Origin of the sequence: Burkholderia sp., assembly GCF_018375725.1 — a bacterium.
GTDB lineage: Bacteria > Pseudomonadota > Gammaproteobacteria > Burkholderiales > Burkholderiaceae > Burkholderia.
In genome coordinates this window covers 1-8,323 of record NZ_JAHACR010000186.1, presented here as the reverse complement: position 1 = coordinate 8,323, position 8,323 = coordinate 1, and the positions used below count along the sequence as shown (strand labels likewise).

Sequence of the window (8,323 nt, the reverse complement as noted above, 5' to 3'; positions counted from 1 at the left end):
TTCCACAGTTCGCGCATCGAATGCGGCGGAACCGCCACCTGCTTGCGGTCGTAGATCAGCCCCATCGACGAGTACGTAAACGGAACCGCATAGATCGCGTTGCCGCGCACGAGCCCGCCGATCTTCGACACCTGCTGGAAATTCGGCAGCTGCAATTGCCGGTTGGGAATGCGCGCGAGGTTGAGCGGCGCGAGCAGGTTGTCGCGCGCATAGCGCTGGATTTCGGCGGTATTCGCCGCGAGGACGTCGTAGGGCGGACGCGAGGCGCTATGTATTCGGGACCACAACGCCTCGTCGGAATCGACGAGCGTCACTTCCACGCGTGCATGGAAACGCTTTTCGAATGCGCTGACGACGTCGCCGTCCGCATAGCCCGGCCACGCAAGCACGCGTAAAACGTTTTCGCTTGCGGATTCCGGCGCGGCGGCGCCCGCCGTACACATCACGCACAGCGCCGACAGGATGAGAATCCGGCGTAATGCAACGTTGACCCCGCGCCAACATGCACCGAATCCCCTGAATAATCGGACTGGGTCCGAATCGCCCGGCTGCATTCGACAGTCCTTTTTTGAGTCGATGCGATATCGTGCAACGAAACCATAAAACAAAGCATCACGCAATACGAACAAGCCGCACGCGCTTTCCCGGATACATTCAGCGTCCATGAAAATGATTTACATTACGGATCGATCGCGGCTGCCGATACCGGATACAACGTCGTCGCGCCTTGTTTTGCAACCGCAAGCCGATGTTCGTCCGACACGAAACAACGTGCTTGCGAAGTATTGAGTCAGCGATTAATTCAGAAATGGCATTAATGAAAGACAATTGCCGCTGTCGAGTGAGCCAATTGTAATAAAATTAAAATCGCCATTTCATCACACCATTCATTTCCCTCTTATCAACATATCAATTGCATTGACACGTGGATCCCGGCATCGAATCTCCATGAAACGCTACGAAATCCTCGCCCAAACGATCGCCGACGAGATCCGCGCAGGGAATCTCGCAGTCGGCGCGCGCCTGCCGTCGCTGCGCCAGATCATCGCGCAGCACAGCGTCAGCCAGTCGACCGTGTTTCGCGCGTATTACCTGCTCGAGCAATGGGGCCTGATTCGCGCGCGCGAACGCTCGGGCTATTACGTCGCGCCCGGCGCGCGCGTGCCGGCCGGGCACCGTGCAGGCAGCACGGCCGCGACCGCGACGCGCAAGGTCGATATCAGCGAGCTGGTGTTCTCGGTGCTCGATGCGGCGACGCAGCCGGGCATCGTGCCGCTCGGCTCGGCGTTTCCCGCCCCCCAGCTGTTTCCGCTGCCGCGCCTCGCCAAATCGCTCGCGCAGGCGGCGCGCCTCGTCAGCCCGTGGAGCACGGTCGTCGACCTGCCGCCCGGCAACGAGCAGCTGCGTCAGCAGATCGCGTTGCGCTATCTCGGCATGGGTGTCGCGCAGCCGCTGGACGAGATCGTCGTCACGAACGGCGCGCTCGAAGCGCTGAACCTCTGCCTGATGGCCGTCACGCGCCCCGGCGACGTGGTCGCCGTCGAATCGCCCGGTTTCTACGCGGCGCTTCAGGCGATCGAACGGCTTGACCTGCGCGCGATCGAGATCCCGGTCGATCCCCGTACCGGGCTCGATCTCGGCGCGCTCGCGCATGCGCTCGACCGGCACAACGTCCGCGCGTGCTGGTTCATGACGAATTTCCAAAACCCGACCGGCGTCACCTTGCCACTCGAGAAAAAGCGCGCGCTCGTCGAACTGCTCGCGCGGCACGAGGTGCCGCTGATCGAGGACGACGTCTACGGCGAACTGCATTTCGGCCCGGGCTATCCGCTGCCGGCGCGCGCGTTCGACCAGAACGGACTCGTGATGCATTGCAGCTCGTTCTCGAAGACGCTCGCGCCCGGCTACCGGATCGGCTGGGCGGCGGCCGGGCGTTTTGCGGAAAAGGTCCAGCGTCTCAAGCTGATGACGACGCTGTCCGCCAGCATTCCGGCGCAGGCCGGCATCGCGAACTATCTGGAGCATGGCGGCTACGACCGCCATCTGCGCAAGCTGCGCGACACGCTGCACGGCCAGCTCGACCGGATGGACGACGCGCTGCGGCGGTGGCTGCCTACTGGCGTCGAATGGGTGCGGCCGGTCGGCGGCTATTTTCTGTGGCTGGTGTTTCCGGATGCGATCGACGCCATGGAACTGCATCGCCAGGCGATCGCGCGGGGCATCAGTTTTGCGCCCGGCCCGCTCTTTTCCGCGGTGCATGGCTTCGAACGCTGCGTGCGCGTGAATTTCGGGCATCCGTGGAGCCGCGAGATCGAGCGCGCGATTCGCGTGCTCGGCGAACTCGTATCACAGCCTGCCGTACGCAAGGCCGGCTGAACCGGCGCGCATCTGCTGCGCGCAATCCACACGCAACTGCTGCTTGTTCGGGCGGGACGCGTTCCGTACGCTGTCCTTCCCGTTGCGTCCCGCCGGCCGCAACGTTCCCCAAACGAGCGGCGCTTGCCGCCGCTCCTCTCGCGTGTGTTGCCATGTACCGATATACGGAATTCGACCGGGCGCTCGTCAAGCGCCGCGCCGCCCAGTTTCGCGACCAGCTCGAACGCTGGCAGCGCGGCGCCTTGAGCGAAGAGGCGTTCCGGCCGCTGCGCCTGCAAAACGGCTGGTACGTGCAGCGCCATGCGCCGATGCTGCGCGCGGCCGTGCCTTATGGCGAGCTGTCGAGCGCGCAGCTGCGCGTGCTGGCGCGCATCGCGCGCGACTATGACGTGCCCGACGATGCGACCTACCGCGCCGCCTGCGATGCGCAGGCGAAACTCGGCACGACGCGTCTGCCGATCCGCAACGCGCACTTCACGACGCGCACCAACGTGCAGTTCAACTGGATCCCGCTGTCGAAGGCGGCCGACGTGATGGACCTGCTCGCGACGGTCGACATGCACGGCATTCAGACAAGCGGCAACTGCATCCGCAATATCTCCTGCGACGAGCGCGCGGGCGTCGCGCCGGACGAGATCGCCGATCCGCGCCCGTTCGCCGAAGTGATGCGGCAATGGACGACCCTGCATCCCGAATTCGCGTTCCTGCCACGCAAGTTCAAGATCGCCATCACCGGCGCCGACGAGGATCGCGCCGCCACCGACTGGCACGACGTCGGCTTGAAACTGGTGCGCAACGAAGCGGGCGAACTCGGCTTTCGCGTCAGCGTCGGCGGCGGGATGGGACGCACGCCGACGATCGCGACGCTGTTGCGCGCGTTCCTGCCGTGGCAGCACGTGATGAACTACGTCGAGGCGATCGTGCGCGTGTACAACCGCTACGGCCGCCGCGACAACAAGTACAAGGCGCGCATCAAGATCCTCGTCAAGACCGAGGGACAGCGCTATATCGACGAAGTCGAGGAGGAATTCCGCCAGATCGTCGAGCATGACGGGGCCCCGCACACGATCCCGGCCGCGGAATTCGACCGCATCGCCGCGTCGTTCGTGCCGCCGCGCATCAAGGCCCGCGCGATCGACGTGCAAGACGCCAGCGCCCGCCTTTCCGGGTACGCCAGCCGGCATCCCGCATTCGCGCGCTGGCTTGCACGCAACGTCGCGCCGCACCGGGATCCGGCGCTGCGGATCGTCACGCTGTCGTTCAAGCGGCGCTTCCAGGCGCCCGGCGACGCCTCCCCCGATCAGCTGGATGCGCTGGCCGATCTCGCCGATCGCTTCTCGGCCGGTGAGGCGCGCGTCACGCATACGCAAAATGTCGTGCTGCCGTGGGTGCATGTCGACGATCTGTTTCTGCTGTGGGAGGCTGCGCGCGGCCTCGGCCTCGCGAGCGCGAACGTCGGGCTGCTGACCGACATGATCGCCTGCCCCGGCGGAGATTTCTGCGCGCTCGCCAATGCCCGCTCGATCCCGATCGCCGACGCGATCGCCGAGCGCTTCCAGGATCTCGACATGCTGCACGACATCGGCGACATCGACCTGCATATCAGCGGCTGCATCAATTCATGCGGCCATCATCACAGCGGCCATATCGGCATACTCGGCGTCGACAAGGATGGCGCCGAGTGGTATCAGGTGACGCTCGGCGGCTCCGACGGTTCGGCCGCGGGCGGTCCCGCGCAGCCAGGCAAGGTGATCGGCCCGTCGTTCTCGGCGGACGAGATCGTCGACGTCGTCGATGCGCTGGTCGTCACCTATCTCGACGGGCGGCTCGACCTCGCGGGCCGCAGCGAGCGCTTCATCGACACGGTCCGTCGCATCGGCCCCGAACCCTTCAAGGCCGCCGCGCAGCAGGCGCGCCACCTCGCAGCGAACGCATGATGAACGACACGACACGCATCCGGCTTCTGACGCCGGCACGACACGACGACGACATGCGCGAAGCGCAGCAGCGCGGCGACGTGACGCTGACGATCGCGAACGACGAGGAGCTGGCGCAGTTCGCCGCCCGGATCGCTGCCGCGTCGCGCATCGACCTGCAATTCCCGGCGTTTACCGACGGTCGCGCGTACAGCCAGGCCTACCTGCTGCGCAGGCGTTTTGGATTCGCCGGCGACTTGCGGGCGACGGGCGAAGTGCTGGTCGATCAGCTGTTATTGATGGAGCGCACCGGCTTCTCGAGCGCGGTGCTGAGTGAAAACGCCGACATGGATGCCGCGCATCGCCAGCTTGAAAGTTTTTCCGGGTTCTATCAGCGGGGCGTGCTGACAGAACGCGTGTGAGCGGCAACCGGTTCGGCAAGGGAGGCGGCGGTCACGCGGGCCGTTGCGGGCCGAGACGCTCCGGGCGTGTTGCCCGAAGCATCGTGGCCGGCCCGCCGGCGGTCCTGCTCAGCGCGCGGCCACCGGCTTCCTGAACGCCGCGAGAATCCGCTTTTCGAGCGCGATGTAATCGTGGCCGAAATGGTGCTCGCCCTGCGTCTTGATCAATTCGACGCCGGCATTCGCCAGCGCCGGGCACATCGTTTCCTTCTCCTGCGCGCCGTAGAAGCACTGCACGATGCCCGGCGGCACCTTGGCGATTTCCGGCGCGACCTTCAACGCCTTGTCGCTCGCCGGCATGCCCAGCCAGCCGGTCACGCGGATCTGGAAATCCGCCGACGGCGCAAACCCGAGCAGCGACATCACGGACACCTTCTCGCGCAGCGATTCAGGCAGCCGGTTGTACGCGAACGGCATCACGTCCGCCCCGAACGAATAGCCGACCAGCGCGACCTCCGTCGCATGCCAGCGCGCCATGTACGTGCGCATCACGCGCGCCAGGTCGTGGCTCGTCTGCGCAGGCGACTTCTCGCTCCAGAAATACCGCAGGCTGTCCACGCCGACGACCGACACGCCGTCGCGCTGCAGCGCCTCGGCAATCGTCTTGTCGAGGTCGCGCCAGCCGCCGTCGCCGGAGATCACGATGGCGAGCCGATTGCTGCCGCCCTTGGCCGGCAGTTCGATCAGCGGCAGATCCGACACGTCGAGCTCGTCGGCGGTGCCGTCACGCAGATGCGGCCTGATGAGCGCGACGAGCTTTCCGGCGTCGCCGGCCGCCGCGGTCTCGACGAAACCCGGCATCGCGCGGCGCACGATCGTCGGATCGGGCGCGCACGGTTTGAAGCGCGCATCCAGCGACGCAGGATCGACCGACACCATGCCGGCAATCGTGTTTTCCGGCGCCATCGACAGGATCTGCCGGGCGAGCGCGCCGCCCTGCCCGACGCCGGCGACGATCGGCGCGTAATAGCGCGACGACTGCGCGAGCCGTTCGAGCTGATGGCTGACCGCCTCCGCATCGCCGTCGAGGTGGTGGCAGGTTTCCCGTTTGGCGGCGAGGTTCGCCGCGTACTGCCCGGAATCCACGCCGACCGTCATCGCGCCGGCCTTCGCAAGCGCGTCGGCGGCCGCCTGGTCAGCTGCGCTCCAGCCGCTGTCGCGCGAGAACAGCACGACGAAACCGCGCAATGCGCCGTCCGGCTTCGTGACCGTCACGGGGCCGTAGCGGCCGCCCGACACGGTCTGCACCTTCGCTGCAGCCGGCTGCGTCGCCCACGCGGCGCCCGCCAGCATCATTCCCGCGCACGCGGCCAACGCGCGCGCAATTCCCTTCTTCACCATCATGAACGCCGACCTCCAGCCAGCAAGGACAGATCCGCCAGCGTGACGAACACGCCGACCGAGCCCGATGCCGCGAGATATCGCGGCTCCCAGTGCGGCTCGAACTTGCTCTTGAACGCGCGCAAGCCGCGGAAATTGTAAAAACGGCCGCCGAAGCGCCAGACCATCAGCCCGACGCGATGCCAAGGCGACGGCATCGTCGCCGAGCCCATTCCGGAGAACGGCGCGATGCCGAGGCTCAGCTTGCGGAAACCCGCTTCCTTCAGATGCAGCGCGAGCTGCGTAAACAGATATTCCATCGCATACGGCGACGCGTCGGGCAGGTGCCGCATCACGCCGACCGTCGCCTCGGTATTGAGGTCGGTCGTCATGAACGTGACGAACGCGACCGGCGTGTCCGCCTGACGCACGAGCATCACCGACTGCGTGGCGAGATAGCCGTCGTGGAACGCCGCCACCGAGAAGCTCTTTTCCCGCGCGTCGCGGCTGTCGAGCCAGCCATCGGAAATCTCGCGCAGTATCGGAAGCGCGTCGGGCACGTCTTGCGGCGCGAGCACCTCGACGGACATCGCATCCTTGTCGCCGCGGCGCAGCGCATAGCGCAAATGCGAACGGTGCGAGCCCTTGAGATCGAACGCTTCGAGCGCGACGTGCGCCTCTTCGCCGAGCTTCATCAGCGTGAGGCCCGCATCGAGATACAGCGGCAGCGCATTCGCGCGCACCTGGTAGAACGCCGCACGCCCGCTGTGCGCATGCGCGAGCGCGATGAACTTGCTGATCAGCGCCGGCCATTCGCTGCGCGGGCCGACCGGATCGTGCAGCGCCGCCCAGGTGCGGCCGTATTTCGCGTACATCAGGAACGCTTCGCGCGACTCCGAGAACAGGAAGCTCTTGTCGCCCATCAGCGCGAGGCCGGCATCGCTGCACTCCTGCGCGCGGACGATCCGCTCCGCATCGAGCAGATCCTGCGGCGCCGGCGTCACGAAGCGGCCGGGCGCGGGACGCAGCAGTTGCCACAGCGCGAACATCGCGGCGCACAGGCCGGCGGCCAGCGTCGCACGCAGCGCGCGCGGCGCGCGGGCGTCGAACGAGAAGTGCGACCAGAGATCGCGCGTATACGGAATGTCGCGGAACGCGAAGCACAGCACCCAGACCGCCAGCATCAGCACCATCGCGACCGACACGAACCAGCCGACCGTGAAGCGCTCGGCGAACAGCGACGAGTGACGATTGAAACGCCGGCGGCTGACCAGCAGCAGCACGAGCAGCGCGCCGAGCACGCCGGCCTCGACGAACGCGAGCCCCTTCGCGAACGACAGCGCGAGACTCGCCGCCGTGAGCGCGAAGGTCATCCACCACGCGGCGTCGAGGCGACGCAGCAGCCCGCGCGCGACGAACAGCAGCGCGACGCCGAGCACGCTGCAGATCACCTGCGAGCCTTCGAGCACCCAAAGCGGCACGACGTTGCGCAGGATCGCGATCCGATGCCAGAAAGCGGGCGTCGCGCTCGAGATCACCAGCATCCCGCCGACCGCGAATGTCACGAGACTCAGGAACAGCGGCGCGAGTTGCGAGACGCGCGCGGCCTGCCGCGTCACGAGCCGCCGCCGCAGCGCGCTGCCTTCGAAACCGGCGAGCAGGCCGGCCGACAGCACGAGCGGCACGCCGAAGTAGATCGCGCGATACGCGATCAGCGCGGCGACCATCGCATGCGTGGGCACGTCATGGCCGAGCGTAAAGACCATCGCGGCCTCGAACACGCCGATCCCGCCCGGCGTATGACCGATCATGCCGAGCAGCAGCGCGGCGGCGTACACCGTGATGAAGCTGGAGAAACTGACCGGCGCGGCCGGCAGCAGCACCCACAGCGTCAGGCCGGCCGCCACCACGTCGATTACTGCATAGACGATCTGCGCGACGAGATCGCGGCGCGCCGGGATATCGAACGACAGCCAGCGAAAACGCGTGCGAACCGGCCGCGCCACCTTGCCGCATGCGACGACGATCCCCTCCAGCACTGCGAGCAGCGCGGCGTCGCTCCAGATCAGCAGGCCCGGCGCGACGTGCAGCATCGCCGCCAGCGGCTGCGCGCCGGACACCATGCCGGCTGCGGTCATCAGCACCATGGCGAGCGCGAGCGTGCCGCTCGTAAAGACGGTCATGCGGCCGATTTGCGCCGGCGTGACGCCGGCCACGCCGTAGACGAGCGCACGCACTGCGCCACCCGTC

The 8,323-nt window shown here is 66.7% G+C and carries 6 protein-coding genes; 3 read left to right on the top strand and 3 right to left on the bottom strand.

Translation table 11 applies throughout. From position 1 onward, the window contains the following. Positions 1–554, bottom strand: a 554-nt coding sequence (locus KH616_RS17365) for an extracellular solute-binding protein (RefSeq protein ID WP_292248622.1), incomplete at its 3' end; no start/stop codon positions are given. 394 nt (positions 555–948) lie between these two features. Here KH616_RS17365 and KH616_RS17360 point away from each other — a divergent pair. The 3 genes from KH616_RS17360 (at position 949) to KH616_RS17350 (ending at position 4,714) form a co-directional block, all read left to right on the top strand. After that, complete coding sequence (locus KH616_RS17360) at positions 949–2,376, top strand: PLP-dependent aminotransferase family protein (RefSeq protein ID WP_292248619.1); 1,428 nt, start codon at positions 949–951, stop codon at positions 2,374–2,376. Positions 2,377–2,528: 152 nt separating this feature from the next. Next, positions 2,529–4,313 (top strand): nitrite/sulfite reductase, encoded by a 1,785-nt coding sequence (locus KH616_RS17355; protein ID WP_292248616.1) that lies wholly within the window; start codon positions 2,529–2,531, stop codon positions 4,311–4,313. Further along, a complete protein-coding gene (locus tag KH616_RS17350; protein ID WP_292248613.1) occupies positions 4,313–4,714 on the top strand; it encodes a DUF934 domain-containing protein in 402 nt (133 codons plus the stop codon). Before KH616_RS17355 ends, KH616_RS17350 begins: the two co-directional genes overlap by 1 nt. Before the next feature lie 108 nt (positions 4,715–4,822). Here KH616_RS17350 and KH616_RS17345 read toward each other — a convergent pair whose 3' ends face one another. Beyond that, positions 4,823–6,097, bottom strand: a complete 1,275-nt coding sequence (locus KH616_RS17345; RefSeq protein ID WP_292248610.1) for an AcvB/VirJ family lysyl-phosphatidylglycerol hydrolase — start codon at positions 6,095–6,097, stop codon at positions 4,823–4,825. Beyond that, positions 6,094–8,323: bifunctional lysylphosphatidylglycerol flippase/synthetase MprF (mprF, locus tag KH616_RS17340; RefSeq protein ID WP_292248607.1), on the bottom strand; the 2,230-nt coding region annotated here is incomplete at its 5' end. The genes mprF and KH616_RS17345, both read right to left, overlap by 4 nt.